The sequence below is a fragment of the Streptomyces antibioticus genome (assembly GCF_002019855.1).
Classification (GTDB): domain Bacteria; phylum Actinomycetota; class Actinomycetes; order Streptomycetales; family Streptomycetaceae; genus Streptomyces; species Streptomyces antibioticus_B.
This window is the reverse complement of sequence record NZ_CM007717.1, coordinates 5,809,043-5,834,672: the sequence shown is the minus strand read 5'-3', so window position 1 is coordinate 5,834,672 and position 25,630 is coordinate 5,809,043. Positions and strand designations below refer to the sequence as shown.

The window sequence follows — 25,630 nt, the reverse complement described above, 5'->3', positions numbered from 1 at the left end:
TGCGGGACTGTCGCTGAGCTGCGTGACTGTCGGGATGTCGTGACGGTCGGGGCGTCGTGACGGTCGGGGTGTGTCGAGACTGTCGCATGACAGCCGAGGGGGTGGGTGAGGGCCCTGGCGCCGACGGCGGAGCCGGCGCGCGGACGACGCACGGCACTGCGGCATATGCGGCGGGCGGGTTCGGTACAGCCTATCGAAGGAAGGTTCTGCGGCGACATAGGGCGCACAGGAGGCGCACGATGCGTGTCGTAAGCCCCCCGTGCACCCCCGGCGGGGGAATCCCCCGCCGGGTCGCTCATGGGTCGTGCACAGCTCACGCACGGTCGCGCACGAGCGGTCCGGGGTCGCGCGGGCGACGGGTCGTCCGTATGACCCCGGACGCTCTACGCCAGACCGAGGCGCTGGGCCGCCGTCGCCGCGTCGACCGGCACGGTGACCGGCTGCGGGGCGCCGGCGACGGCCCAGTCCGGGTCCTTGAGGCCGTTGCCGGTGACCGTGCAGACGATCGTCTGGCCCGGGTCGACCTTGCCCTGCTCGGCGGCCTTCAGCAGACCGGCCACCGACGCGGCGGACGCGGGCTCCACGAAGACGCCCTCCTGAGCGGCCAACAGCCGGTAAGCGCGCAGGATCTCACGGTCCGTCACCTCGTCGATGAACCCGCCGGACTCCTCCCGCGCGGCCAGCGCGTGCGCCCAGGACGCCGGGTTGCCGATCCGGATGGCGGTGGCGATCGTCGACGGGTCCTTGACGACCTCGCCGCGCACGATCGGGGCGCTGCCGGACGCCTGGAAGCCCCACATACGGGGCTTGCGCGCGGCGACGCCGTCGGCCGCGTACTCCGTGTAGCCCTTCCAGTACGCGGTGATGTTGCCCGCGTTGCCGACCGGCAGGACATGGACGTCCGGGGCGTCGCCCAGCATGTCCACGATCTCGAACGCGGCCGTCTTCTGGCCCTCGATACGCACCGGGTTGACCGAATTGACCAGCGCCACCGGGTAGTTGTCGCTCAGCTCACGGGCGAGGGTGAGGCAGTCGTCGAAATTGCCGTCCACCTGGAGGATCTTGGCGCCGTGGATCAGGGCCTGGCCCATCTTGCCGAGCGCGATCTTCCCGCGCGGCACCAGCACGGCGGAGACCATCCCGGCCCGCACCGCGTACGCGGCGGCGGAGGCGGAGGTGTTGCCGGTGGAGGCGCAGATGACGGCCTGCGCGCCCTCCTCCTTGGCCCGGGTGATGGCCATGGTCATACCGCGGTCCTTGAAGGACCCGGTCGGGTTGGCGCCCTCCACCTTCAGGTGGACCTCGCAGCCCGTGCGCTCGGAGAGCACCTGCGCGGGCACGAGGGGCGTGCCGCCCTCGCGGAGCGTCACGACGGGCGTGCTGTCGGATACCGGCAGCCGGTCCCGGTACTCCTCGATGATTCCGCGCCACTGGTGGGTCATTGCTGGTTACTCTCCTTCAACCCGCATGATGCTGGCGACACCCCGCACGGTGTCGAGCTTGCGCAGCGCCTCGACGGTCCCGGTGAGGGAGGCGTCGGACGCGCGGTGGGTGACGACGACCAGGGAGGCCTCGCCGTCCTTGCCCTGCTGGCGCACCGTATCGATGGACACCCCGTGCTCCGCGAACACGGTGGCCACCTGGGCGAGAACGCCCGGTTTGTCGGCCACGTCCAGGCTGATGTGGTAGCGCGTGACGACCTCGCCCATGGGCGACACCGGCAGGGCGGCGTACGCCGACTCGCCGGGCCCCGTCGCCCCGCTGAGCCGGTTGCGGCAGACGGCGACCAGGTCGCCGAGCACGGCGGAGGCGGTGGGAGCACCGCCGGCGCCGGGGCCGTAGAACATGAGCTGCCCGGCCGCGTCCGACTCGACGAACACGGCGTTGTAGGCCCCGCGCACCGAGGCGAGCGGGTGGCTCAGCGGAATCATGGCGGGGTGCACCCGCGCGGTCACGGATCCCCCGTCGGCCGCCCGCTCGCAGATGGCGAGCAGCTTGATGGTGCAGCCCATCTCCTTGGCGGAGGCGAAGTCGGCCGCGGTGACCTCGGTCATGCCCTCGCGGTAGACGTCGTCGAGGCGCACGCGCGTGTGGAAGGCGATCCCGGCGAGGATGGCGGCCTTGGCGGCGGCGTCGAAGCCCTCGACGTCGGCGGTCGGATCGGCCTCCGCGTAGCCGAGGGCGGTGGCCTCGTCGAGGGCCTCCTGGTAGCCGGCGCCCGTGGAGTCCATCTTGTCGAGGATGAAGTTGGTCGTGCCGTTGACGATGCCCATCACCCGGTTGATCTTGTCGCCGGCGAGGGACTCGCGCAGCGGCCGGATCAGCGGGATGGCGCCGGCGACGGCAGCCTCGTAGTAGAGGTCCCGGCCGTGCTCGCCGGCGGCCGCGTGCAGGGCGGCGCCGTCCTGGGCGAGGAGGGCCTTGTTGGCGGAGACGACGGAGGCGCCGTGCTCGAAGGCGCTGGTGATGAGGGTGCGGGCCGGTTCGATACCGCCGATGACCTCGACGACGACGTCGATGTCCCCGCGTTTGACCAGGGCGGTCGCGTCGGTGGTGACGAGCGCGGGGTCGATGCCCTCACGGACCCGGGAGGGCCGCCGTACGGCCACGCCCGCGAGCTCCACCGGGGCGCCGATCCTCGCGGCGAGGTCGTCGGCGTGCGTCGTCATGATGCGCGCCACCTCTGAGCCGACCACTCCACAGCCCAGCAGCGCCACCTTCAGCGGACGCGTACGCATCATCCGACCTCGTTTCCTCATACCGTCTACGGCTGGTCCAGTACGGTTGGTCCAGTCTCACTCACCGGACCGCAGTTTCTGCCCTTGGTCCGGATCGTGAGACATGTATTTCATTTCCACGGCCCGCCGGGACGAAAGATTTCCCCCGGGCTTTCCTGTGGGGTTTCCTGTGGGGTTTCCTGTGGGCCGTTCGCTCACCCGACGTCGAGCCGCAGCAGATCCTCCTCCGTCTCCCGGCGCACGATCACCCGCGACGCACCGTCGGCCACCACGACCACCGGCGGCCGCGGCACATGGTTGTAGTTGCTCGCCATCGACCGGCAGTACGCGCCCGTCGCCGGTACGGCGATCAGGTCGCCCGGCGCCAGATCCCCCGGCAGGAACGCGTCCTTCACCACGATGTCCCCGCTCTCGCAGTGCTTGCCGACGACCCGCGCGAGCATCGGGGGCGCATCCGAGGTGCGGGAGACGAGCGCCACGCTGTACTCGGCGTCGTAGAGCGCGGTGCGGATGTTGTCCGACATCCCGCCGTCGACGGAGACGTACGTACGCAGCCCGTCCAGCGGCTTGACGGTGCCGACCTCGTACAGCGTGAACGCCGTCGGCCCGACGATCGCGCGCCCCGGCTCGACGGAGATCCGCGGCGTCCGCAGCCGCGCCGCCTCACACTCACGGGTGACGATCTCGGTGAGCGCCTTGGCGATCTCGTGCGGCTCGCGCGGGTCGTCGGCGCTCGTGTACGCGATGCCGAGCCCGCCGCCGAGGTCGATCTCCGGCAGCTCGACGCCGTGCTCGTCACGGATGGCCTTGAGCAGCCCGACGACCCGGTGCGCGGCGACCTCGAAGCCGGACATGTCGAAGATCTGCGACCCGATGTGGGAATGGATCCCGATCAGCTCCAGACCGTCGAGCTTCAGCGCCCGCCGCACGGCCTCCGCGGCCTGCCCGCCGGCCAGCGGGATCCCGAACTTCTGGTCCTCGTGGGCGGTCGCGATGAACTCGTGGGTGTGCGCCTCGACGCCGACGGTGATCCGGATCTGCACCCGCTGCCGCTTGCCGAGGGACTGCGCGATGTGCGCGACCCGCACGATCTCCTGGAAGGAGTCGAGCACGATCCGTCCGACGCCGGCGCGGATCGCCCGCTCGATCTCCTGCGTGGACTTGTTGTTGCCGTGCAGCGCGATGCGGTCGGCGGGCATCCCGGCGGACAGGGCGGTGGCGAGTTCGCCGCCGGAGCAGACGTCGAGGTTCAGCCCCTCCTCGTGCAGCCAGCGCACGACGGCCCGGGACAGGAACGCCTTGCCGGCGTAGAAGACGTCGGCGTCGGCCCCGAAGGCGGTGCGCCAGGCACGGGCGCGGGCCCGGAAGTCGCTCTCGTCCAGGACGTAGGCGGGCGTGCCGTGCTCCTCGGCGAGCGCCTTGACGTCGACACCGCCGACGGTGACGACCCCGTGCTCGTCGCGGCTGACGGTCTGCGCCCAGACCTTCGCGTCGAGCGCGTTGAGGTCTGCGGGCGGTGCGGAGTAGTGGCCCTCGGGGAGGACATCGGCGTGGCGGGGCCCGGCGGGGTGGGCGGAACGGCTCATCTGGGCGTGCTCTCTCAGCTCTCTCAGAGATGGTCGGGTGCGTCGATGCCGAGCAGGGACAGGCCACCGGCCAGCACCGTCCCGGCGGCTTCGGCGAGCGCGAGCCGGGCGCGGTGGGCGGCCATGGGTTTCTCGTCCCCCCGGGGCAGGGTGCCGGGGAGCAGATCGAGTACGGCGTCGGCGACGGCGACCAGATGCCGCGCGAGGCGGGCGGGGGCGGCGATGGCGTCGGCACGGGGGAGACGAGGGAGGGGGGCGGCGGTGGTGAGGATGCGGGGGTAGTCGGTGAGAAGAGGAAGAAATGGCGCTTCGGGTCCGGGCACGACGGCGATGCCGAGGTCGGCGGCGTTACAAACGACGGCCCGGGTGCGGGCGTGGGCGTAACGGACCCGGAAGAGGGGGTTGACCTCCCGCTGGACGAGGTGATCGGCGGTGATACGGGGCCGGTCGGACGGGGCGGGGTGGAGCAGGGCCCAGCGGGCGGCGTCGGGGCCGAGGGGGGTGGGGTCTTGGGGGGCGGGGACGGGTCGGACGTCGAGGGTCTCGTGCGTGTCGTCTTTTTGAAGCTCCTGCTGCTGGATCTCGACTCGCGCTCCTTGCGAGGCGACCATCCGGGCGAGCACGTCGGCGACGACCTCGGCACGGATCTCGTACGGCACACGCAACACGTAGACCTGACCGACGAGGGTGTCACTGTGCCCGTACCGCGCCGCCCCTTCGTCGAGGATCCGCCGCACGAGCGCGGTTCCAACGTTCTGATCGAGCCGGATGTTGAGGAAGCCGGGCCCGGTGATCTCGACGCCGGCGATGCCGTCGGCGTCGACGAGGTGCGACCGCAGCAGCTCGGCGACGCGCAAGGGGGGTTGTCCGGCGGGCCGGGCGAGTTGGAGGGCGATGCTGGTGGCGTAGTCCCCCACGCCTCCGGCCCCGGGCGGCGCGACGACGACCCGCTCGGGTACGGCGACCCTGAGCTCTCCGGCATCCACGGCACGACGCACCGCGCCCAGCACGGTACGGGAGAGCTCGACGGGGGTCACGGGACCAGCGTAGGGGAGGAGGGGGGTGGGTACGCGAGCCGGTTTGGGGTGGTCCCGGGATGTGGACGGTGGGGGTGAGGCGAGCGGAGGAAGCCGCCTGGGCGCCGCCTATTCGGGGATACCCCCCTGCCCGGCGGCGAGCCCAAGCCCTCCACCCCCGAGGACACCACTCCCTGACCGCCCCTCGGTCAACAACTGCTTGACAAGGGCGACAAGTTGATGCGGCTCGAACGGCTTGGAGAGAAACGCGTCAACGCCGGCCTCGAGCCCGGTCTCGACCTCGTACTGCGTACACGCACTGATGATGGCGAGGGGAAGGTCACGCGTCCTCGGATCGGAACGCAGCCGAGCGGCGGTCCGCAGACCGTCCAGTCGAGGCATGACGACATCGAGGGTGACGACATCCGGTCGCACCTGATGAACGACATCCAGACACTCGGCACCATCGGATGCGGTCACGACCTCGAGGCCCTCCAGCTCGAGATTGACCCTGATCAGCTGCCGGATGACCTTGTTGTCGTCCACAACAAGCACCCGGCCCGACGCGCCTGACACAACTCGAGAGTAGGTCCGCACCGGCCACCGCGTCCGGGTTTTCCCCACTTCCACCCCGTGCGGGGGACACCCCCCGGAAACCCGTTCATGACCACCCCGACCAAGCTGGTAGTGTTCTACCCGTCGCCGCGAGCAACACCAACCGGCCGACACGCCCCCGTAGCTCAGGGGATAGAGCAACGGCCTCCGGAGCCGTGTGCGCAGGTTCGAATCCTGCCGGGGGCACCCCTTCTGAGGTGCCTAAAGACCCCGTGACCAGCAGAGATGCTGAGTGCGGGGTCTTCGCGTATGTGCAGCCATATGCCGCTCGGAGCGGCTGTATGTCGGAGGCTGTGGACTATGCGTGGACTGGCCGTAGGGCCAGATTCCGCAGGTCAGCCCGAGAAAACGACGAAGCCCCCGGACCGTAGTCCAGGGGCCATCATGCCGCAGGTGGATGTGTCGGAGGTGTGTCGCGATCAGGCCCGGCCGCCGGGCTCGTCCTCCTGGTCGTCGTCCTCGCCGAGGAGTTCGGCGATCCGGCGGTTGGCGACGTCTTGGCGACCATCGAGGCACTTCGCGTAGCGGCTCAGGAGCACCTCCACACTGTTGCCCGCGCGCTCGGCAACCTCGGTCGGGTCGACGCCGGCGTTGAGCCACGAGGAGAGCGCGGCGTGCCTCAGGTCGTACGGCCGGGCGGCGAGGGGCGAGGCCACCTGCTCCGGGGTGAGCGCCAGGTGCCGCGCCTCATCCCAGACGCGCCAGTAGGTGGTCGAGGCGACCACTCCCCCGCGTTCGTTGGCGAACAGCCGTCCGTCCTTGGCGGTGCCGAACTCGTCGATGTGCGCAAGGAGGATGCGGACGAGGCGGGGCGGAATCGGAACGATGCGGGTCTCGTTGGCGGGGCGATTCTTGAGGCCGCGGTTGTCGTGCACCTCCCCCGTTCCGGTCCACCGCTTACCGACGGTGGGACGGCTCTTCTCCAGGATCAACGAACCCCATCCGGTGTCCGGCAGCGTGCAGTCCGGACGACGCAGGGCCACGGCTTCCGCCGGCCGAAGCCCACCGAAGTACATGCAGGCGAAGAGGGCGACGAGGCGTCGCCCACGGGCCCGGCGGTAGCCACCAACGTACGAGACAGCACCAAGGAGCTCGGCAGCCTGCCGGGGGTTCACCACGACTCGGCGGTCTACTTCCTTGGTGACCTTGGGCAGCTTCCACTTCACGAGCGAGACCGGGTTCTCCGGGAGCTCCCCCAGCTCGACCGCGTAGGCCAGAGCGTTGAAGAGGACAGCCCGCTTGCGCCTCACTGTCTCGGCAGCAGCCGGGGCACCAGAAAGCGTGAGCTTGAGCGAGTCGAGGACGCTGCGGATGTCTGCCGGGTTCTTCAGCGTCGTCAGCGGCAGTGAGGCTTTGACCACCCAGCGGAGGGCGTTCGCGATGTCCACCGGCGGAGGGTTCTCGCCCTCGGCCTGGACGACGAAGGCCCAGCCGCGTAGGGCCCGCCGCAACACATCGTCTGCCGGACGACCGGGCCGGTCCCCCAGGAGCTGAGTGGTGACCAGCGTCATTGTCTCGTTCAGGCTGTCGCGGGAGTTCGGAGCCGCGTGCGGCCACTTCATGGCCACGTACGCCCGTGCGAAGTCGTACCAGGTGAGGGATTCTTTGACCGGTGCCATGGAGTCCGGCAGACCGTTTTCCGTGTCGAATGCCTCGCCCTTCTGAGCAGCACGGAGAAGCTTCGCGCGGTAGTTGTCTGCGAGTGCCTTTGTACGGAAGGTCTCGGAGAACGGAGGGACATCGCCGACTTTCCAGCGCACGTCGTACGACGGGGTTTTGTACGGCCGCTTGCGGATGCCCCACACCTTCACGTCGTGCGACTTCACGCCGCCTCCCCGAGTCCGTGGAGCCACGAGGTGAAGTCACTTCGCCAGAAGCGGAGTTCGCCGTTCGGAAGCTTGATCGCTTCCGGAGCCTGCCCCAGTTCGCGCCAGCGGTAGAAGGTGCGACGGGAGACTCCGCCCAGCTCTGCGAGGATCTGCGGCACGGTCATCAGTTCGTCTCGTCGGCGGTCCATGTGGAGCCTCCTTCCGTGTCGGAGTCGTCGGGTCGGCGCGAAGCGGCGAACAGGGTTTCTGCGGCGGTCAGGCCGGTGCCGGCGAAGCGCCAGTGGGAAAGGATGAGGACGGTGTCCGGGTCGGGCAGTGGGTCACCGGCTGCGGCGGCTCGTTCGCGGGTGAGTGCTTCGTTGTGGTCGGCTCGTTCCTGGCGGAGGGCGCCGAGGGTGACGGAGTACGCGCGGGATTTGGTCGAGAAGTGGCCGCGAAAGCCGAGCATGTGTGCCCACTTGCGCAGACGCAGGTCTTCGAGTTCGGGCAGGGCGCCGAGGTGCCAGCAGGTGAGGATCAACTGACGGGCGTGATCGGTGACTTCGGCGCCGATGAGGTCCGTGATCGGGTTGCGAATGGGTCGGTCCAGGGTGCCCGTCGCGCTTTCAGCACCCTTGGTCGCGTACTTGGCGATGTACGCGGCGACAGCTCGGCTGGTCAGGTCGGTGGCTCCGGTGAAGTCGGCGGAGCGGATGGGGCGGATGTCGAGCTGTTCCCCGAAGCGGAAGGTGTGGGCGTGGTCGTCGAGGACCGGGCCGGGTGTCTCGGCGAGGCGGGCAGCCGAGCGGATCGCGTCGGTGAGGAGTTCGGTGGTGGCCCAGGTGGGTGGGGTGTCTTCGGCTCCGTCCGGTCCGTCCAGCCGGATCACCGCATGGAAGTGGACCGCACCGCGCCGCTGATACTCGGCAACCTTGGCGTACGAGACCTTGAGGCAGTCGCGGAGCTCCGAGCGGCGGATGCCCGCGCGGGAAGCAAGTTGTTGGCGGAGGTAGGTGGTGAAGCGGGCCCAGAGGGCGCCGGCGTGCGCGTTCCAGAGCACGGCGGCGCGGTAGTCGTAGCGGTCGGGCTTCAGGGGCGTGCCGAGGGCGGGGTCACCGTCAGGGTGAAGGCGTCCGCAGCGGCAGCGGCCGCCGCCGGGGCGGTTGTGGACGGGGCCGAAGGAGGGGGCGGTGAAAGTGGCGAAGACGCGGGGGTGTGCGGCGACAGAAGCGCCGATGCCCTTGCCGCCGCTCAGGCCGGCTGTGACGAGGTGGTACGTGTCTTTGCGGTAGACCTCGGCGCAGGCAGCGCACCTGGTGGCGCGGCGGTTGTTGCAGCGGATGAGGAGCTGTCCGGCGGGAAGGTCGCTGTCGGCGACCTCACGGACGATTTCACCGGTCGCGGCGTGGACGTCCAGGCGGTGACCTTCCATCCGTACGGGCCGCTCGCAGCCGCCGAGCCGTTGGATTTGGTGTGCGTAGGTGCTGAGGTCGCCGTGCAGGGCGAGGGCCGCCAGTCGGCGGATGGCTCCGTTGGGAGCCTCGGGGCGCATGTGCGGGTTCCTCCTTGGAGGCGGGAGCTTGGGGCAGCAGCCCGGCTTGTCCAGGGGGCTAGACAGGGTGGGCAAGCCGGGCTGCGGAACAGGTGAGGTCAGCGGCGGTCGCTCTTGAGGATCGAGCGGACGGTGACCGCGCAGACGGCCACGGAAGCGGCGGTGATGGCGACGGCGAGGAGCATGGAGACCAGGACCGCGCCGACGACGAGGACCAGGGCGCCACCACCGGCAGCGAGGGTGAGCAGGCTGCCAGGGGTGAGCTGGACCGTGGGCCGGTTGGAGGCAGGGGCGGACGGGACCGGGGCGGGGGCCGGGTTGTACGGCGCCGGGCTGTAGGCGGCCGGGGCCGGGGTGATCAGCGGCGGAGCAGTGTCCTGCGGCGGGTACTTGGGCTTCAACATGACTGGTCCCTTCAGAGGTTCAGTCGAGGAGGGCGGCGACGGCGGGGGCGAGGACGCTGTTCGCGACGAGGTAGCCGCCGAGGAGCAGGAGGGCGACGAGCCACCACGGCGGGCGGGCGAGCTGGATGCCGAGGACGGCGACGACGAGCACGGCGAACCAGAGGGGAACGTCCATGGCGTGATCTCCTGTCAGGCCTTGCAGCGGTGGGTACGGGCGGCGAGTTCGGCGGCGGCGCGGCTGTCGTACTCGGCGGAGAAGTCGCAGCGGGGCGCGGTGCAGGCGGCCAAGTGGCGCTTACGGCCGCGGGCGAGGAACGAGGCGACCTGTACGGGACCGAAGCGGCGGACGTTGCGGAAGCGCGGGGTCACTGGGGCGGTCCTTTCTCAGAGGTGGGCGGCGACGGAGGGCGTCATGGCCGGGGGCAGGCCGAGCCGGGCGCGTACGGCGTCCGGGTCGGCGGGTTCGCCGGTCGTGGCGCGGTGTTCTGCAGCCAGGGCCTGAACGCGGTCGACGAGGGCGGGCGGCAGAGCGACGGCCGGAGCCGGCACCGGAGCGGCGGTCACGAGGTCGGTCGGAGGTTCGTCAGCCACCGGAGCCGGGGCGGGTGCGGCGAGTTCGTGATGGTTGGGCAGCTCGACCGCGACGGGGGGCGAAGGCGGTGCGGGTTCTGCCTCCGGCGTCACGGAGGCCATCGGTTCCTCCGAGGCGCGAGGCCCGTGCGCCAGCAGCGTTCCGCCGAAGAAAGCGACGGCCGGCCAGCCGGCCACCACGACGCGGAGCCATGCAGGAACGTGGTCCAGGTCGAGAAGGCCGGCGGTGGCGACGTTGGCGCCGAGGGAGGCGGCCAGGGCGACCAGGAACCAAAGCCGCGGGCCCCCGGCCGGGCGTCCGGCGCGTTGCTGTTCGCGCATCCGGCGCCAGGCTGCAACGAGTAGCAGGTCAACGCTGACGGGGTAGGCCCACGCCTTCCAGCCGCCCTGTCCGGCCGCCTCCGCCAGGTCGTGAAGGTGGGAGAAGGACAGGGCGCCCGCGATGACGGCTTGGACGATCACGGCGTCCAAGCGGGCGAGGTGGGCACGCATCGGCTCGACTCCTTCCAGCGTGATCAGTCGGCGGACTTGAGGGAGTCAGCGCGCTCACGGGCGAGACGAGCCACCTCGGCGGCCTCGGCGTCGCCGGGTGTGTGGGTGGCAATGCGCGCCAGCAGGTCGGCCTTACGGGCCATGAGCGCGGCGAACTCGCCAGGGGTGCGGTTCTGACGGAGCGCGGCCAAGTCGGCGATGAGCGCGCTGACTTCGGCGATGGAGGGGCGGGACATGGGGCGTCCTTCCGGTTCCGGGCATGGGAGGGGTAGGGACTTGGCGCGAGGCAGTCGCGCCGACCGTGGAAAGGGGGTGCGGCTACTCGGTCACCGGGCGGGCCATGGGCACACCAGTGGCGGACGAGGCGACGTCAGCGGGCTCGACGGCGACGGCGGGCCGGAAGGCGTCGAGGCGGGGCAGCTCCGGCACGAGGGCGGAGGTGGCGCGGCAGACGGCCGCTGCTTCGTCAAGGGTGAGGTGCGGGGAGCGGGCGCGGGACCAGCCGCCGGAGGAGTCGCCGACGATGGCGACGCCGGGACGTTCGGCGGGAATGGCGGTTGCGGCGAGGGCCGCTTCTGGGGAGATGTCGGCGAGTGCCATGTTCGCCGACGACTCGTCGTTGACGCGGTGGCAGATACGGCCGGTGAGCTGGGCGCGGAGCATGGTGGCGCCCTTGCCGAGTTCGGAGCCGAAGCGCTGCCCGCACACTTCGAGGTAGATGCCGGCGGCGCGGCCGAGCTGGGCAATGCGGATGAGCTTGGTGACCATGGCGTCGCGTCGCTTCTCGTCGTCGCGGCTTGCGGCGAGGAAGAGTTCCGCGACCTCGTCGACGACGACCACGACCGGCACCGGACGTACCTTCTCGGGCAGGCCCCACACGTCCGAGGTGAGGACGGTGTCCGGCCCGATGACGGAGCTGAGCCCGATCAGCCGGAACCGTGCCTCCATCTCGTCCAGCAGGACATCAAGGAGTTCGTTCGCCCGGTCCGGGGTATCGGCGAGGGCCGACAGGCGGGGCGCGAACGGAGCCAGTTCGACACCCCACTTGCAATCGATACCGACGAGCACGACCGGTTGCCGGGCGAGCCCGCACAGCAGGTTGCGCAGGTACACGGACTTGCCGGACTGCGTTGCGCCGAGGATGAGTTCATGCGGCACGGCACGGAAGTCCCGTACGTGCCACCGTCCGTCATCCCGCAGCGCCAGCGGCAGGGAGAGCAGTCCGCCGCTGTGACGTAGGCGCCGTGCCGGTCGTACGTCCGCGAGCACATCCCAGCCGATCAGCCGCAGTTCGAGCCACCCCGGCTTGGTCGGGCGGATGTGCACGGCGTGCGCGGCCCAGGCATGCCGCAACCGGTCGGCGGAAGCGATGAAGTCTTCCGGTGCCTGCCCGGTCGCCATGCGCAGCCGCATCACGAGACCGGAACCGGTCGGCACCGGGAACGAGCGGCGAGGCGGTACCGGCGCCGCTTCCCGCCCGATCATCCGGGCAGTGGCCCGGCGCATGGCTGATGCAGGGACAGTCAGACCGCAGGCGTCCATGGTGGCCCGGTAGGTCGCCAGCACCCGCACCGCGACGAACGGATAGCCGACGAGCCACCAGAACGCGACCGGCACCCGACGACGCAGCACCAGCAGCGTGACCAGGCCGACCAGGCCCAGGACGAGCATCCACACGGTGTCGGTCATGGCGATCAGCCCCGCACCGGCGCCGGCGTGTTGACCATGACGGCGTCCGCCCGGTAGGCGATGCCGTGACGCATCCGGCCGCCGAACTCGCTCTCCCACGGCCGGGCGACGAGGCCGGACAGGATGACCGGAGCTCCCATCACCAGGCCCTCGCCGATGCCCTGCTCCGGAACGGTCACCTTGATCATGTCCGAACCGCCCTGCGCGATGAACACCACCTCCAGCACCATGAGCCGCTGGTTGGTCACCGGGTCCACGGCGATCTCACCGGTCTGGCGGTCCCTCACCTTGACCTCGGGCAGCTTCGTGACGAGCAGCGTTGCGGCCGAGGCGTCCACGGGGATAACACGCATTTCTTGAACCTCACTGGTTGGCGGCGCCCTGGTGAGCGCCGATCCGATCTGGATACCCCCCTAGACAGCAAGGGAGGTCGCCCGCCCTAACTGTCTAGGGGGGTTGACGACAACAGTAGACCGCCACCCGGGAACTGTCTAGGGGGGTATACGTGCGTGCCTCTGAAGACGCGAAGCCGCTACGGCAGAACCCAGTGCAAGGCCGTGGCGTCGTCGTGCGCCTTACCCCGTGGCCAGCGTCGCCCCTCGGAGTCGCCGGCCTCGATCTCCCGCACGCGACGGATCAACTCGGCAGGCCCGGCCCCACTGAGGAGAGCCAACGTCTCTGGCCAGGTGGAGAGTTCGAAGGAGTCGACAAGTCTCGTCGCGCCGTCGCTCAGCAGGGACACGGACGCCAGCGACGTCAGCGGCACGGCCCCTGTGAGAGCGTGTTCAGCCGCCTGCGGATCGGGCCCAGCGATCCAGAAGCCACCAGGCCGGTTACGCAGCCCCGTCAGCGCGTCGCGGTACTCGGCCAGGGCTGCGGCATGTTGGGGCGAGCCGGTGGGAAGCGCGTCGACCGGCCCGCGTAGCCGTTTGCCGACATCGTCCAGGCGCTGGTCCGTGACTGCGGTTGCCTTCCCGTCCGTGTCGGCGAGCAGCATTGTTGAGTCGCCAAGGACGAGGTATTCCAGAGCTCCCGCGGTGGCGCGTACGGCCAGGACTGTACTGGTCGGACTGGCCCGATAGGCCAGGTCGCAGGTGTCCTCATGCAGGGAGCGGACAGCCTGGATCGAGTCGGCCAGGCAGGCGGCGAGCGGCAGGGCGGACTGCGCACTGATGGTGCCCAGCAGCAGCCCGCCCAGCGTCGAGGAGAACCATGCGATGCCGTGCACGCATCCGGTCTCGCCCCCGGCCACGCCGGCCCCGTCGAGGAGGACAGCTGCACCGGGAGCAGCGGCGGCGAAGTCCTCGTTCTCCCGTCCCGGTCCGGCGGGCTGTGAGTCGAGGACGACGTTCACGCCGTCGCCTCCTCGTCGTGCAGGTAGAGCGGGGTGAGCAGCTCGACGGATTGTGGTTCGTCGGTCTCGGGGTCGTATTCGACGCTCACCAACGTCGAGAAATGACGCTCGCCCACTTGGCCCCAGAGCGCGTTGAGATCCGAGGCGAGCAGGTGAACGACGCCAAGGGACCCCGCTGTGTGGATGCCCGCGATGGCGAGCACCGAGCCGTTCCCGTCCGGGCGGGGCAGCCGGCCGAGGTATCCGACGTCGTGCGGGCGGTACGGCTCAGTGTCCGCTCCCGCGCGGTACGAGGATCCAGTGCGACGGTCTACCAGGGCCCACGGCTCGCCGTCCGGGTGCTCCCAGCCGAGTACAGGATCCTGGGCGTACAGATCGCTCATGGCTTGAGACATACCCGGCCCGCACACGACGACCAGACCGTCACGGTTGAGGTCGACCTCACCGCTCACCTGCACGTGACCGGAGCTGACGTCGAGCCCATACGACTTGGCCAGCTCTTCGAGCCGCTTCCCGGAGTTCATGTCGGCCATGGCGACCACCGGCCGCTTCTTCTCGCCGTCCCACCGCAGCGGGGTGACGATCGTGACCGCTCCCGCGCCGAGGAAAGCACCCTCAGGCGCCGGTCCGGTGTGCCGGATCTGATGAATCCGCCCGCGGCTCAGGCCGACCTTCTCCGCGATCTGCGCATACGACAGCCCTTGCGCATGCAGGTCCTGAACGACGCGGCGGCGGAGCCGGGCGAGTTCGGTCACCTCCTGCTGCGCGTCGGCCAAACGGGCCGTGACCTCACGCAGGAGCAGGTACGGATCATCGATCGCCATGATCCGTTGCAACTCGTCCGACATGACCACACCTCCTAGAAGTAACCAGGAGTCTAGGGCCCTAGACAGAACAGGCGCGAGACGGCGTCCAGAATGAACCCCGATCACGTAGAACGCAGCCCTGCGCCGAGGCACGCCTTTGGGACTCACCCTCGACTGCCCGCGATGCAGACGCACGCCATCATCTTGAGGCAGACCATCACCCGCTCACCCGCGCGAGGTCCGCCCAGACGCAGCGCCCACCGGCAGGCCGGTCCTTCACGCCCCAGTCTTTGGCGCAGGCCGAGACCATCATCAGCCCGCGACCGCCCTGGTCCACCGGACTGCGTACGCTCCGCACCAACGGTTCGTCGTCGCCGCCCTGGTCGACGACCTGAACGCGGATGAAGTCGTCGGTGAAGCCGATGACCACGAGGAACCATCCCCGGTACCAGCCGCTACGAGTATGCCGGACGGCATTGGCCGCCAGCTCGCCGACGACCAGGACGGCGTCATCCACGAGGTCGGAGGCCTCACCCTCCAGCAGAGAGGCAACGAAGTGGCGCGCTTCGGCCACCTGCCAGGCCTGGCCGGGAAACATGCGGGCCCAGTCTTTGGGCATGGGAACACTCCTCTGCATCTAGGGGGCTAGACGTTGCACTGAGCAGAGTATTCCGGCCCGCACCCAACGAGCCAGGCATCTTGAGGAATTATTCCTCTATCGAGTGGCGGGAGCGTCCAGGTCCCGGAAGTCCGCCATCACCTGGAGCAGCAGTTCCCGCACGTCAGATCCGAAGACCGCGGCACTCTCGAAGCGCCCGAACGTCTCCTCGTACGCGGCAACTTCGGCGGAGTCGTCCACGACCCGCTCACCCCGGAAGCTCTCAACGACGACCGCTCCGTGATCGCACAGGGTGAACCCGTGGCGAGGCATGACAGGCACTGGCCGACGCCACGGAATGACGCCAAGCCGTACCGTGCTCAGACTCTCGACAGCCAGCAGCCGGTCAACCTGGGCGAGCATCAGTGCAGGACTCCCCGGCCAGGTCCGCAACACACCTTCCGTCAGCACGAACACCGACTCCCGCCCCGGCTCGTACAACAGACTCTGCCGCTCCACACGGGCGGCGACAGCCCGGCCGACAGCCTCAGGGGAAGCGTTCGGAGCGCTGTCGAAGACGTGCCGGGCGTACTCGGCACTCTGAAGCATGGCCGGCAGGACGACGCATTGGAACGAGCGGATCAGCCGCGCAGACCGCACCACGTCATCGAGAACCACCCCGACCGAGGCCAAGTCGCCGAGTTCTTCGACTGTGTCCGGAGCGGCTTCAACAGCGGCCAGGAGGTCACGCAGCTCACGCGAAGTCACGCCATCGAGGCCGAGCGCGCGCACCAAGCGGCCCAGCACGTCAGCGCTGGGGATCATCCGGCCGTTCTCGACTTTGGATACGGTCGGCTGCCCTACACCGGCCCTCTGTGCCAACACGGCACCCGTCAGACCGGCATCCGCACGCAGCTCACGAAGACGCGCACCAAGCGCCTTCATCCGCTCCCGCCGCTCACTCCCCATATCCAGGGTTCTACACCACGAGGCAGCCGACACCAGGCACGAGACCTAGATGATCATGAACCACCCAGCCCATGATTCAAACTTTCTCTACTGGTTCAAGGCGGCTCGCTCCGCTCCCCGCGCGCGGCCCGGCCCCCGGCCGGGCCTGCGCTCCTGTCTTCGCCCCGCTCCAGCCCGGCCGGCCCCCGTGCCGCGCTCAAGCAATCACCGCCTGATACCGGAGAAGGGGTACGCCGTGGCTGGGGCGGTCGGCTCCACGGCTTTAGGCAGCCACTTTGGGGCGAGCCTCGAAGATCATGGCCCCAACGTCGTGCTCTACCGGGCAGGTCCACAGACTGCCCGACGCGCCGGAAGCTTACGGGGCCATGATCACTCGCCCCAAAGCAGCTCCAGCCCAAAGCCGCTCCGCCAACCGCGATGCTCAGTGCTCGCCGTCTGCGGTCACCTCACGACACGACTGTCACGTCCTACCGCCAGCCGACACAGGCCAGGAAGGCTCACACCCCTGCAGCATGTAGTGCATAACTGTCACAGCACGTCCACTGCAGAGCCACTGTCAGTGGTGGGCACTAGTCTTACCTGTATGAAGTCCGCAGACCAGTGCAGCTGCCTGTGCGAGTACTAGGCATCTGCCACACTAGGTGGTAGATGCGGGCGGCTGCGGCTGAGGGCACGGCGGAAGGGGTGATGATGGCAGCAACCAACACGCGCGAAGAGCGTTTCAAGCACACCCTAAATACGCTAGTCAAGCGTGAAGGCGTAACTCCGGAAACCCTGCTCGAACTCCTGGGGTCCTTGGAATCCTACACAGCTTTGACTTCTGGCGCCCGTCTGCCGTCCACATACGAAGCAACTTTGTTGAGTGCCTTTTTTAAAGTAGCCCCCGGCTTGCTACTTCATGGTGACGAACCATCAATGGGAGTAAGCCTAAGGCTTGGAACAGTTGATGGGATCCACGACGTAAGTGAAGTCGTTTCTCATGCTATTCAACTGTTGGCTACGGATCGCCTGACACGCGATTGGGGTTGCACTCAACCGATTATAGACGTAGCAAGCTTCGCCCCGTCGAAGGTGTGGCATGACCGGAACGCCGGCGAGAGAACTGCGGCCCGCCTGAGGGCCTATCTGGACTTCAGCGAGACTGAGCCCGTACAGGATCTAACGGGCCTCGTTGAGAGCTTCGGAGTCCCCGTCGAGTATAGGAAACTTCCGGACAACATTCACGGAATCTCAATCCCTGAAAAATGGGGAGACTGCGTTTCGTGGATTGTAGTGATTAACTCGAATGACGTTTGGTCGAGGCAGCGATTCACTCTTGCCCACGAACTCTGCCACGTCTTGCAGAATGATCCGGGTCAGGTAATCGTCGATCGGGCCAAAATGCAGGACTTGCGCCCCGAGAGGATCGCGAACTCATTTGCGCGGCACTTCTTGCTCCCAGAAGAAGCCCTTCTGGAAAAGCTAGAAAAGCGGGGAGCTATTTCAACCAGAACTCAACTTGCCGCATTGGTTACAGAGATCGTATTGACGTATGGACTCAGCCGCGATGCCACAATGATTGCCCTTGGCGAAGTCGCTGAAGATGGCATCGATGAATCGCTTATGAGGTTTTGCCAGACAGCTCCGGTTAGCGAGCTGATGCGCATCACGGGGAACTCCGCCGCATGGGATGAGTTGAATTCAACCCAAGGTGAGAGCTTTCCTTCGGAGAGGCTATCTCAGCAGGTCCTCGATGCTTACGCTGAGCAACTAGTAAGCTTGCAGGCTGTCGCAGACGTCATTGCTGATGGTTCTGTCGAGAGTGCTCGAATGCAACTGGGCAAGGCCGGATGGGACATGAGTGAACGAGTGGTTGGATAACCTGTTCAACCACAAATTCGGCATGTGTCTCCGTGCTTCACGCAGCGGAAAGCGCTAGCATCAGCCGGTTGACGATGCGCAGGCACAGTGGCGAATGTGCGCGTCACTTCTTTGAAGCTGTCGAACAGCTCCTCAGCGTCCGTCGGATCGGCCGCGCACCCTAGTTCGGCCAAGAGCTGGCCAAGATCCTTGCAGGGGACGCTGTGGCTCTCCGCGACCTTGATCGCGCCACCATCATTCGTAAGGAGGACGGTTTTGCCCCCGGCCCCTACGATCCGCGCAGCACAGACAATGCTATGAGTCTCTCCAACATGCTTGTGCGCAGAGGTCACAGCGTCCGTGGGCCTGCCGGCACGTTCCGCTGCGGCTGCATCGATCCCTTGCAACTGCCTGAGCACCTGGTCGAGTTTGGCGACCGTGTTGAACGTCTCTGAACCAGTCGGAAGGGCGCATTCCATGATCCGCCCGTCGTCGAGGTACCGGACGACCGTATCGGCGCCGCTACACAGCAATCGCGTCTGGGGCGTACGTCGCGCTTCGGGGGTCCCCGACAAACGCCGGATCTCTACGGCAACTGCCTCGGCTACCACGAGAGACGCACCGTAGATATCCAAGATCTTGTCCAGCAGAACCGGCCTGCGAGCGAGCGCGCAGAGCAACCCCGTGTCTGCCCAAGCACGAAACACATCCACATGACGCCGCGGCTGACCAGTGGAGGTTGACGTGCGGACACGCGCTCGAGTCCTCGGCTGGAGGCTTGGAGGCCGAACGGCCATCCCCTTCGGGGAGGGGCGCTCCAGATCGTCCAACTCCCCCTCCGGCGGCTACCGACGTGCGCCGACGAGGCGTCAGAGCATCGTTCCTAGAGTAGCCGCCGGACCGAGTTGATGCACACGCCTCGGGGTTACCAGAAGATCCGGACGACTGCGGGAGTCACGGGAGGCGAAACTGGTCGTCCTCGGCCTCGTCTACGGTCGCGTCGGAACACCAACCACGGACGGGACACCACCGGCAGTGCTCACCGGGAGTGCTATTCCAGGATGTATCCCGGTGCCACTTCTTGGCCCGCAGACGCACTTCAGCCTTTGCCATGCGAAGCAGTCGAGCATCTCCAAGATCCCAGGAGAACAGACGGCTTTCCTCGGGAGCCAAAACTTCTAGCTCAAGTCGCGCATTATCACTCTTGTAGGGACCCCGGTAGCCGCTACCAATCAAGTTAAGAAGCCAAGGCACCGCAAAGAATCTGTCGAATGCTTCTTGCTCATCCAATGGAAGACTCAGGGTCGTCGTCTTCGTTTCTCTGATCACGAAGGTTTCATCAGAATCCACGTACAGCAAGTCGGGCTTGCTGACAACTACGACATCCGCTTGCGCATCGTACCCGTATACGGATATTTCACTGCCAATTACTTGCGCCCCGTCCCCAAGAGGGCACATGGAAGCATGCTGCGTCACATACTTACGCGATTCTAGGTAATCACTCTCATCGAGGCCAGGAGGGAAGTTTCCATCGATTGCATCCAGATCACTTGGATCACACTTACGGTTCCCCATGTGGGCTCGGGCTAGCCATTCATGAATAACCCTTCCCCTCTCCGAGGAGGGCGGTGTATCCGATCTCGACGGCAAGTTATTAGACGTCAAGTACCATTGCGCAGGACACTTTTCGTAGACCTCGATGTCTCGTGCACTGACCGAGCGGGTGGACGAACCCTTACGGGACTGCCCGAGAAAACCGTCAACCTTCTCGAGAGAGGAGCAGCATCCTGCAATTTTGCATCGGCCGCAGCTGTTTCCCGGGGTTGCCACCTTAGATGTAACAATGCCACTAACGAGCGGAATCACTCTAGTAGCGTATAGAGACTGCGCCTCTGCAGGACTGCCATCAAACAGGATCTCCATAGATCCGTCGCCAAGACCGATTTCCACAACACGAATCCGCTGTAGATAATCTCGGGGTCTAAGCAGTCCGGCGATGTGCGCTGCTGTAATCGCCCAATTTTCGCTATCCTTTGCTATTGGACGAGCCCGGCCGAAACGAAGTTTACGAACTTCACGGATGCCATCTTCGTTATCGTATACGGGTGCCCATACGGTCAACTGATTCAAGGGGAAGCTAGTATCCGGAACAACCGTTGGGTCACACGTGCGGAGCCTGAGCGCCCCAAGTTCGGATTCGCACACCTCGTGGCAAACAAGATAATTCTCGATAGCTTGCGCTATGTAACTTCTGTCTCCTGAGTGCAACTGGTACTGAGCTAACTCAACTTGCACCAACTTATTGAGCGCTTCCCAGTCGGGGGATCTCAGAGCATCGTGCAACCTCAGGCTGACGTCACGAACAATTCCGAGGACAAAAGTCTCCGTGTCATCCTTTCTGCGTTCCCAATCCGTTGGCTGGAGCTTGGGACGTACCTTCAGCGCCCCATGCAGACCGCATCCATGAGGCAGCCCCTGGACGTCTGACGCACTCACTCGAAGTAGGTCAGACTGCCCACTGAACTTCGGCCCCGCACCCGGCGCTGCCATCTCGCCCCCTAGCTGCGCAATGTCACGATGAACGCCACAGAGTCAACAAGTATGACAGGGAAAAGCCGATCGGCCTCCAGAACCGGGTACCTGGGTTGATCTTGCGGGCCTCCCTGCCTGACAGATCATCGCCCACCAGTTCGTCGGACAGGTGTGCCGTTGCGAAGGATCGTCTCTCGATCTGCGGCTGTCGGCTTCGAGGTGAGTTATCCACAGGGTCGCCTGAGCGGATCCCTGGCGCCGTACGGTGCTGTTTCCGGTTCAGCACGACCAAAGGGATGTGCAATGTCATATGAGGTGGACTTGGCGGTCCGGGTGGAAGACGTTCTGGACGACCTTCCTGCAGAGGGCCGACGTGAAGTAATAGAGACGATCGCCGCGGCTCTGGTACGGCCGGAGTTGTGGCCAGCACCCGGCGGCTGGGACGGAACGCTGACGTTTGGGCCACGGGCCTGGGTAGCATTCACGTCGTTCCTGGGCGGGATTCAGGTATACGACGCTGGCTGGACTGGTTAATCGCGTGTGGTGCCGAAGAGCACCTCAACCCCCAGCCCACGTACAGTTGAGCGCTAGCCAGCAGGTCGATGTATCACCCGAGCACTACCTACCGTGGCACCTCAGACCACCGGCCAGAGCAGTCCGTGCCCCAGGAGAAGTTAGCCTGCCGCCTGCTCTTGGCAAACCTTGTGACTCGGCCTCCCCTGGTCATTTAGCAGGCTCGCTGGCTTGCCGCAGTGCTGGCATGGCTGAGGCTGCGCAAGCCAGCGCGACTTGGCGCTCCAGTCCAACAGAGCAGGGTCTGTACCGGTCGGCCTATGGGGTCGAGGCATCCGTTGCCCGGGGATGCTTACCGCAGAGGCATCGAACCGCTGTCCCCGGTCAAACACCTCGCGCTCCGGCGATCGGTGGGCACTTACCTCTCCATACCGACAGATGCGCTCCATCTCCTGCTGGCTTAGGGAGGACGGGACGGCCCGACGCCTGCTCCCCAGCGCGAGTTCGTCCTCGGTTGGCAGCCCGCCAACGCTTGCCGCGTATAGGTCCCGGTCAGCCGGCCTCGTCCAGAAGCGGTTCATCCAGCGGCTCTGCGGAACTATGACTGGCACCCAGTCCCCCGCCGCCGAACCGCGGACCAAGTCGTCCAGAGTCGGGTTGTACACCTCCCAGATTCCATGGAAGTCGCTGCACTTGCCGGTTCTCTTCACGGGGCAAGGCCCCGGGATGCGAACGCACTGCAACATCTCGAGAACGCGCACGCCACCAGCGACACGGATCTCATGCCCAGCTCGGATCTCCTGCCACGGACGAGGAACGATCAAGGACCACGGGGCGCCTCGTAGCACCTCGGACAACTTCTTCGCTGAGGTCGTCCAGGAAGGGACGAGACCGTCCCGACGGGCCAGGGCTGCCCTTTGCTTCACCCCGGACTCTGAGATGTTCGATACCTGGATCTCCCACCCCACGGCGACATTTCCCATGACTGTGACGTCGGTGCGACGGGCGCCATCGTGAGCGCGGTCTTCGGTGACGACGCGGAAACCTTCTCGATCACCCGTTGTGGCGATGCGGTCCTTTAGGGCCTTGTGCTCATCACTCTCTGACTTGGCGGAGTGTTCTCCGATGGAGGAGTTGAAGTGCACGGCCTCCCGCTGACCATTACGAACACGAAGGAACATCCACTCTGGGCAGTGAGGGCGTTCCGCACGGCACTCCAGGCACTGCAGCCCACGTTGCGCCACCGGCCGTTTGTCGCTGTAGAGAAGCTCCCACAGCCCCGGCATCGCGGGGTGTCCAAGATCCTGAAGCGTTAGGTCGATCTCGATGGCCAGTTTCACGTGCCAGACGCCGTTCGCCACAGATGTCCCCCACCCGGTAGCAATACGTGGAAATCGCTGCTCCTTTAAGGTACGGCCCACCACCGACAGCAGGACAGAGTTGCCCCGGTCATCGTGTGGTCGTCTGAGCGTCTAACGACCTCGTGCACGGTTGGCCGTGGCTCGGTGCTCGGGTGGCTCGTTGAACGGGGCATGATGGCTGCTGGGGCGCGTGAGTTGATCACGGCGGAGTACCGGATCACCGGGCTGTCGCCAGTTGTGATCGCTTCGCCCCAGCAGGGGGTGCAGGGACAAGGTGCGCTTCCGTGGCCTGCTCCCCGACTAGAAGCGCGAGTGGGCGACGTGGCAGCCCACCAACCCCGACAGCCCCGGCCGGATCGACGCCTCCTGTGTCCTCGTGTACGGGCTGATCCCCGGAGCCAACTAGGACACCATCGTTCACGCCCCACTGCCCTACGTCCCCGCAGTCTGCCCTAGCCGGGCGAAGCTGGCCGACAAGTGGGTCAGCGTCAGTGTATGGAAGGGCAATCTGTAGGTGAGCTACGGAGTCAGGTGAGCCGCCCCTGGGTCTGTAGCCGCGGAACGTGTAGGAGGGGCAGATGGGTCGCAGGCGCGAAGAACAAAGGGTGAGGCTGCGGTTGGCTCGCCAGAGGCCAGGCCACGTGAGAGAGCGGGAAAGAGCCGGGCAGACACCGGAGCCGAAACGGCCCGGCCAATGGCGGGACGTCACTGTGGTGGGAGGCCTCGTCAGCGTCCTGGTCGGAGCCGCTGTGGCGGTGTGGACCGTACTGGCGGCTCAAGACCAACTCGATCAGTCAAAAAAGGCTGACGCGCAGGAGGCACGCGCCCAGGCATCGCGAATTTCGACATGGACCATGCAGGAGAAGGGCGGCAAGTGGCGCGTACACGTGATGAATAGAAGCCCCGATCCCATCGGAAACGTCTACCTGACATTCCGAGTGCTTCCCGCCGGCATGCCGCAAGTCGCCTGGGCGGTGATGCTGACCTCAGTGCCACCCTGCTCCGACATGACGTTCCGTCAAGACCAGCTGGGATATGACGAAGATCGCCGCGCCCCGGACAGTGCCCCGGAGGGCATAACGATGTTCTCTACGTTCTCTACGTTCTCTACACCTGTACCGGATAAACCGTCAGACAAGGGGTGGCAATCGTTGACTGACATGGATCCGTGGTTGCTCAGCGGGGCTGTCGGGTTCACCGATCGCGACGGGGTGCCCTGGATGCGCGCCAACGGTCGCTTGATCCAGACCGGCGCCCCACTGCCGAATCTGCCTGGCATCCCAGGAGACGTCGTGGGCCTACCCGCTGTTCGTGCGATGGACGGATGCGATGAAAGAAGCTAGCGAGCCGCCTCATGGGAGCAGCGTCTGATCTGTGCGGACTCCCAGAGGCAACGTCAGCGATAGCTTTCACGTCCCGCTCCCGCAGGCTCCGCAGGGAGGCGGCGCCCGCACCGGGATACCGGGCAGCGTGAGCCGAACCGGCCGGCATCCCCATACGGGCGCCGTCTCGGGCGGTGAAGGCGGCATGTCTGGCTAGGAGAGCACGCTGGAGGCCCCGGTCAGCGCTTGATGGTGCTCAGCCAGCCGTGGACTATCCGTGGACTCTTCCCATCTGATCTGCCAAGTGCAGGGGCGTGACCTGCGGCGGCGCCCAAGTCCCAAGGGGCCTCCGGAGCCGTGTGCGCAGGTTCGAATCCTGCCGGGGGCACTCGCCTAGGAACAGCAGCAATCAAGCGCTGACCAGGGCGGATGCCGAGAGAAGAGGGCGGGAGTCAGTCTCACTGACTCCCGCCCTCTCTCGTTGTCTCTCAGTGTTCACGCACTATCTGCGATACATCCCGAGACACCGGGTCGACAGTGTTGGGGCGACGCCCGTCTGCCCGACCGCTCAGCCAATTCAGCGGCGCCTCGGTGAGCAAGCTGGCAGGCTCACCTTGAGACATAGCGCGTGAGGCGGTCACCGCCCGAGGGCCGGCACACGGGGAGGACTCTTACCGATGGCCAGAGACAGCCTGCTGAACACACCCGATCTGGTAACAAGGTCTGCGTCGGATTTCTATTGATCAGAAACTCATGGGGTTCTCGTCCAGGACGTAGCGGACGTGTGGGCCGCCGAAGTAGCCGCGGACGATGTGCGGCTGGCGCTGGCGTCTGCGGAAGAAGCGGCGGGTCTCGGCGGCGAGTTCGGCCTGGTTCCGGGCTCGGTGCTGCTTGGGCAGGCTGTGCTTGAGGTCGGCGTTGACGAGTTCGTCGGGGTTGAGCTCGGGCGAGTACGGGGGCAGGAAGTGCAGCTCGACGTCGTCGGGGTGGGCTGCGAGCCAGTCGCGGACCTTCTTCGAGCGGTGGGCGGAGTGCCCGTCGACCACGAGATGGACCTTGTGGTCGAAGTGGCCGGCGAGCCGGTCCAGGAAGCGGCACATCACCTCGGCGGTGAAACTCTCGGTGAAGACCATGAAGTGCATCCGGCCCTTGGTGCTGATCGCCGACATCGCGTTCACCGAGAACCGGTTCCCGGCCCGTCGCACGACGGGGGTCTTGCCCTTCTCTCCCCAGGTGCGGCCTGTGACCTGGTCGGAGCGGATGCCGACCTGGTCGGCGAAGAGAATCTCCCCACCGTCCTCCTTCGCCCTCGCCCGGATCTTGGGCCAGGTCTCGGCGTGCCAGCGCCGGACGGCCTCGGGGTCCTGCTCGACGGCCCTCTTGTCCGGGCGCTGGAAGGAAAGACCCCACCGCTTCAGGTACTTGCCCACCCCCGGTTCGGTCAGCCGTACCCGGTACAGCTTCGCGATCAGGTCACCGATCAGCCGCCGCGTCCACAACTGCCCACTCAGCCCCACGTCACAGGGCCGGTGATCGAGGACCGCCTGCCGCACAGCGGCCTGCTCGGCCTCCCCGAGCACCTGGTGCACCCCGACCGGCTTACCACGCGGCCGCATCACCAGAGCCTCCCGACCGCCGGCCAGCCACTTCGCCCACCAGATGTCGACGGCCTTCAGCGACACCCCGAACACCGCCGCCACGTCCTCACGGTCCCGCCCCGCCACCAACGCGGCCACCGCCCGCAGCCGCAGGGCCTCCTGCGCCGACGGCGACAGATGCCGCGCGTCCCCCACCAGATCGCTCACACCCCTCCAACGACCCAGAACCCAAACCGTTTCGGATCAA

The 25,630-nt window shown here is 66.8% G+C and carries 25 protein-coding genes and 1 tRNA gene; 4 read left to right on the top strand and 22 right to left on the bottom strand.

Annotation, left to right across the window (positions count from 1 at the left end):
- Positions 1-383 precede the first annotated feature (383 nt).
- From thrC to AFM16_RS26555, 5 genes are all read right to left on the bottom strand, one after another.
- Positions 384-1,442, bottom strand: a complete 1,059-nt coding sequence (thrC, locus tag AFM16_RS26575) for a threonine synthase (RefSeq protein WP_030784581.1) — start codon at positions 1,440-1,442, stop codon at positions 384-386.
- A 6-nt stretch (positions 1,443-1,448) separates the two neighbouring features.
- Positions 1,449-2,741 carry a homoserine dehydrogenase gene (locus AFM16_RS26570; protein WP_030784577.1) on the bottom strand — a complete coding sequence of 431 codons (1,293 nt, stop codon included), beginning with the start codon at positions 2,739-2,741 and terminating at the stop codon, positions 1,449-1,451.
- A gap of 191 nt (positions 2,742-2,932) precedes the next feature.
- Positions 2,933-4,324 carry a diaminopimelate decarboxylase gene (gene lysA, locus AFM16_RS26565; protein WP_078634841.1) on the bottom strand — a complete coding sequence of 464 codons (1,392 nt, stop codon included), beginning with the start codon at positions 4,322-4,324 and terminating at the stop codon, positions 2,933-2,935.
- A gap of 23 nt (positions 4,325-4,347) precedes the next feature.
- The gene (gene nrtL, locus AFM16_RS26560; RefSeq protein ID WP_078634840.1) at positions 4,348-5,361 is read right to left on the bottom strand and encodes an ArgS-related anticodon-binding protein NrtL; all 1,014 of its coding nucleotides are present in this window, start codon (positions 5,359-5,361) and stop codon (positions 4,348-4,350) included.
- A gap of 108 nt (positions 5,362-5,469) precedes the next feature.
- Positions 5,470-5,964 (bottom strand): response regulator, encoded by a 495-nt coding sequence (locus AFM16_RS26555; RefSeq protein WP_078637103.1) that lies wholly within the window; start codon positions 5,962-5,964, stop codon positions 5,470-5,472.
- Positions 5,965-6,069: 105 nt separating this feature from the next.
- Between AFM16_RS26555 and AFM16_RS26550 the strand changes: the two genes are divergently transcribed.
- Positions 6,070-6,141 (top strand) — tRNA-Arg (locus tag AFM16_RS26550).
- 233 nt (positions 6,142-6,374) lie between these two features.
- On the opposite strand, the gene AFM16_RS26545 is transcribed toward AFM16_RS26550, so the two are convergent.
- From AFM16_RS26545 to AFM16_RS26485, 14 genes are all read right to left on the bottom strand, one after another.
- Positions 6,375-7,781, bottom strand: coding sequence for a tyrosine-type recombinase/integrase (locus AFM16_RS26545; protein ID WP_078634839.1), 1,407 nt, complete (start codon positions 7,779-7,781; stop codon positions 6,375-6,377).
- The gene (locus tag AFM16_RS26540) at positions 7,778-7,972 is read right to left on the bottom strand and encodes a helix-turn-helix transcriptional regulator (RefSeq protein ID WP_013000706.1); all 195 of its coding nucleotides are present in this window, start codon (positions 7,970-7,972) and stop codon (positions 7,778-7,780) included. The genes AFM16_RS26545 and AFM16_RS26540 overlap by 4 nt, the downstream gene beginning before the upstream one ends.
- The gene (locus AFM16_RS26535) at positions 7,948-9,315 is read right to left on the bottom strand and encodes a replication initiator (protein WP_078634838.1); all 1,368 of its coding nucleotides are present in this window, start codon (positions 9,313-9,315) and stop codon (positions 7,948-7,950) included. Before AFM16_RS26535 ends, AFM16_RS26540 begins: the two co-directional genes overlap by 25 nt.
- Before the next feature lie 98 nt (positions 9,316-9,413).
- Positions 9,414-9,719, bottom strand: a complete 306-nt coding sequence (locus AFM16_RS26530; RefSeq protein WP_078634837.1) for a SpdD protein — start codon at positions 9,717-9,719, stop codon at positions 9,414-9,416.
- Between the two features lie 19 nt (positions 9,720-9,738).
- Positions 9,739-9,894 (bottom strand): hypothetical protein, encoded by a 156-nt coding sequence (locus AFM16_RS39475; protein WP_099053934.1) that lies wholly within the window; start codon positions 9,892-9,894, stop codon positions 9,739-9,741.
- Between the two features lie 14 nt (positions 9,895-9,908).
- Positions 9,909-10,088 carry a mobile element transfer protein gene (locus AFM16_RS26525; RefSeq protein ID WP_078634836.1) on the bottom strand — a complete coding sequence of 60 codons (180 nt, stop codon included), beginning with the start codon at positions 10,086-10,088 and terminating at the stop codon, positions 9,909-9,911.
- Positions 10,089-10,103: 15 nt separating this feature from the next.
- Positions 10,104-10,802 (bottom strand): DUF2637 domain-containing protein, encoded by a 699-nt coding sequence (locus AFM16_RS26520; protein WP_078634835.1) that lies wholly within the window; start codon positions 10,800-10,802, stop codon positions 10,104-10,106.
- Between the two features lie 23 nt (positions 10,803-10,825).
- Entirely contained in the window at positions 10,826-11,038 is a 213-nt protein-coding gene (locus AFM16_RS26515) for a hypothetical protein (protein ID WP_078634834.1), read from the bottom strand.
- Between the two features lie 82 nt (positions 11,039-11,120).
- Positions 11,121-12,491 (bottom strand): FtsK/SpoIIIE domain-containing protein, encoded by a 1,371-nt coding sequence (locus tag AFM16_RS26510; RefSeq protein WP_078634833.1) that lies wholly within the window; start codon positions 12,489-12,491, stop codon positions 11,121-11,123.
- Positions 12,492-12,496: 5 nt separating this feature from the next.
- Positions 12,497-12,844, bottom strand: a complete 348-nt coding sequence (locus AFM16_RS26505; RefSeq protein WP_078634832.1) for an SCO3933 family regulatory protein — start codon at positions 12,842-12,844, stop codon at positions 12,497-12,499.
- 179 nt (positions 12,845-13,023) lie between these two features.
- Complete coding sequence (locus AFM16_RS26500; protein WP_078634831.1) at positions 13,024-13,845, bottom strand: integrase; 822 nt, start codon at positions 13,843-13,845, stop codon at positions 13,024-13,026.
- A complete protein-coding gene (locus tag AFM16_RS26495) occupies positions 13,842-14,693 on the bottom strand; it encodes a sigma factor-like helix-turn-helix DNA-binding protein (protein WP_078634830.1) in 852 nt (283 codons plus the stop codon). Before AFM16_RS26495 ends, AFM16_RS26500 begins: the two co-directional genes overlap by 4 nt.
- A gap of 175 nt (positions 14,694-14,868) precedes the next feature.
- Positions 14,869-15,270: an ATP-binding protein gene (locus AFM16_RS26490; RefSeq protein WP_078634829.1), complete on the bottom strand. Its 402-nt coding sequence runs from the start codon at positions 15,268-15,270 to the stop codon at positions 14,869-14,871.
- Between the two features lie 96 nt (positions 15,271-15,366).
- Complete coding sequence (locus AFM16_RS26485) at positions 15,367-16,218, bottom strand: helix-turn-helix domain-containing protein (RefSeq protein WP_078634828.1); 852 nt, start codon at positions 16,216-16,218, stop codon at positions 15,367-15,369.
- Positions 16,219-16,908: 690 nt separating this feature from the next.
- Here AFM16_RS26485 and AFM16_RS26480 point away from each other — a divergent pair.
- Complete coding sequence (locus tag AFM16_RS26480) at positions 16,909-18,078, top strand: ImmA/IrrE family metallo-endopeptidase (protein WP_167797258.1); 1,170 nt, start codon at positions 16,909-16,911, stop codon at positions 18,076-18,078.
- A 203-nt stretch (positions 18,079-18,281) separates the two neighbouring features.
- Positions 18,282-18,512: a hypothetical protein gene (locus AFM16_RS39140; protein WP_143648451.1), complete on the top strand. Its 231-nt coding sequence runs from the start codon at positions 18,282-18,284 to the stop codon at positions 18,510-18,512.
- 499 nt (positions 18,513-19,011) lie between these two features.
- Here AFM16_RS39140 and AFM16_RS26475 read toward each other — a convergent pair whose 3' ends face one another.
- Together AFM16_RS26475 and AFM16_RS40765 are read right to left on the bottom strand one after the other, a co-directional pair.
- Positions 19,012-19,980 (bottom strand): PD-(D/E)XK nuclease family protein, encoded by a 969-nt coding sequence (locus tag AFM16_RS26475; protein WP_245178008.1) that lies wholly within the window; start codon positions 19,978-19,980, stop codon positions 19,012-19,014.
- 1,283 nt (positions 19,981-21,263) lie between these two features.
- Positions 21,264-22,283, bottom strand: a complete 1,020-nt coding sequence (locus AFM16_RS40765) for a competence protein CoiA family protein (RefSeq protein ID WP_441348951.1) — start codon at positions 22,281-22,283, stop codon at positions 21,264-21,266.
- 929 nt (positions 22,284-23,212) lie between these two features.
- Between AFM16_RS40765 and AFM16_RS39135 the strand changes: the two genes are divergently transcribed.
- Positions 23,213-23,806 (top strand): hypothetical protein, encoded by a 594-nt coding sequence (locus AFM16_RS39135; RefSeq protein WP_143648449.1) that lies wholly within the window; start codon positions 23,213-23,215, stop codon positions 23,804-23,806.
- Positions 23,807-24,528: 722 nt separating this feature from the next.
- Here AFM16_RS39135 and AFM16_RS26460 read toward each other — a convergent pair.
- Entirely contained in the window at positions 24,529-25,590 is a 1,062-nt protein-coding gene (locus AFM16_RS26460) for an IS630 family transposase (RefSeq protein ID WP_209313206.1), read from the bottom strand.
- Between the last annotated feature and the right edge of the window lie 40 nt (positions 25,591-25,630).

Bases quoted from the DNA above. Each gene is read 5' to 3' on its own strand.
- AFM16_RS39475 (WP_099053934.1), bottom strand. From the start codon at position 9,894: ATGGACGTTCCCCTCTGGTTCGCCGTGCTCGTCGTCGCCGTCCTCGGC.
- AFM16_RS26505 (WP_078634832.1), bottom strand. From the start codon at position 12,844: ATGCGTGTTATCCCCGTGGACGCCTCGGCCGCAACGCTGCTCGTCACG.
- AFM16_RS26520 (WP_078634835.1), bottom strand. From the start codon at position 10,802: ATGCGTGCCCACCTCGCCCGCTTGGACGCCGTGATCGTCCAAGCCGTC.
- AFM16_RS26535 (WP_078634838.1), bottom strand. From the start codon at position 9,315: ATGCGCCCCGAGGCTCCCAACGGAGCCATCCGCCGACTGGCGGCCCTC.
- AFM16_RS26510 (WP_078634833.1), bottom strand. From the start codon at position 12,491: ATGACCGACACCGTGTGGATGCTCGTCCTGGGCCTGGTCGGCCTGGTC.
- thrC (WP_030784581.1), bottom strand. From the start codon at position 1,442: ATGACCCACCAGTGGCGCGGAATCATCGAGGAGTACCGGGACCGGCTG.
- AFM16_RS26540 (WP_013000706.1), bottom strand. From the start codon at position 7,972: ATGGACCGCCGACGAGACGAACTGATGACCGTGCCGCAGATCCTCGCA.
- AFM16_RS26570 (WP_030784577.1), bottom strand. From the start codon at position 2,741: ATGATGCGTACGCGTCCGCTGAAGGTGGCGCTGCTGGGCTGTGGAGTG.
- AFM16_RS26480 (WP_167797258.1), top strand. From the start codon at position 16,909: ATGGCAGCAACCAACACGCGCGAAGAGCGTTTCAAGCACACCCTAAAT.
- AFM16_RS26485 (WP_078634828.1), bottom strand. From the start codon at position 16,218: ATGGGGAGTGAGCGGCGGGAGCGGATGAAGGCGCTTGGTGCGCGTCTT.
- AFM16_RS40765 (WP_441348951.1), bottom strand. From the start codon at position 22,283: ATGTTCCTTCGTGTTCGTAATGGTCAGCGGGAGGCCGTGCACTTCAAC.
- AFM16_RS26530 (WP_078634837.1), bottom strand. From the start codon at position 9,719: ATGTTGAAGCCCAAGTACCCGCCGCAGGACACTGCTCCGCCGCTGATC.
- AFM16_RS26515 (WP_078634834.1), bottom strand. From the start codon at position 11,038: ATGTCCCGCCCCTCCATCGCCGAAGTCAGCGCGCTCATCGCCGACTTG.
- lysA (WP_078634841.1), bottom strand. From the start codon at position 4,324: ATGAGCCGTTCCGCCCACCCCGCCGGGCCCCGCCACGCCGATGTCCTC.
- AFM16_RS26495 (WP_078634830.1), bottom strand. From the start codon at position 14,693: ATGTCGGACGAGTTGCAACGGATCATGGCGATCGATGATCCGTACCTG.
- AFM16_RS26475 (WP_245178008.1), bottom strand. From the start codon at position 19,980: ATGGAGATCCTGTTTGATGGCAGTCCTGCAGAGGCGCAGTCTCTATAC.
- AFM16_RS26490 (WP_078634829.1), bottom strand. From the start codon at position 15,270: ATGCCCAAAGACTGGGCCCGCATGTTTCCCGGCCAGGCCTGGCAGGTG.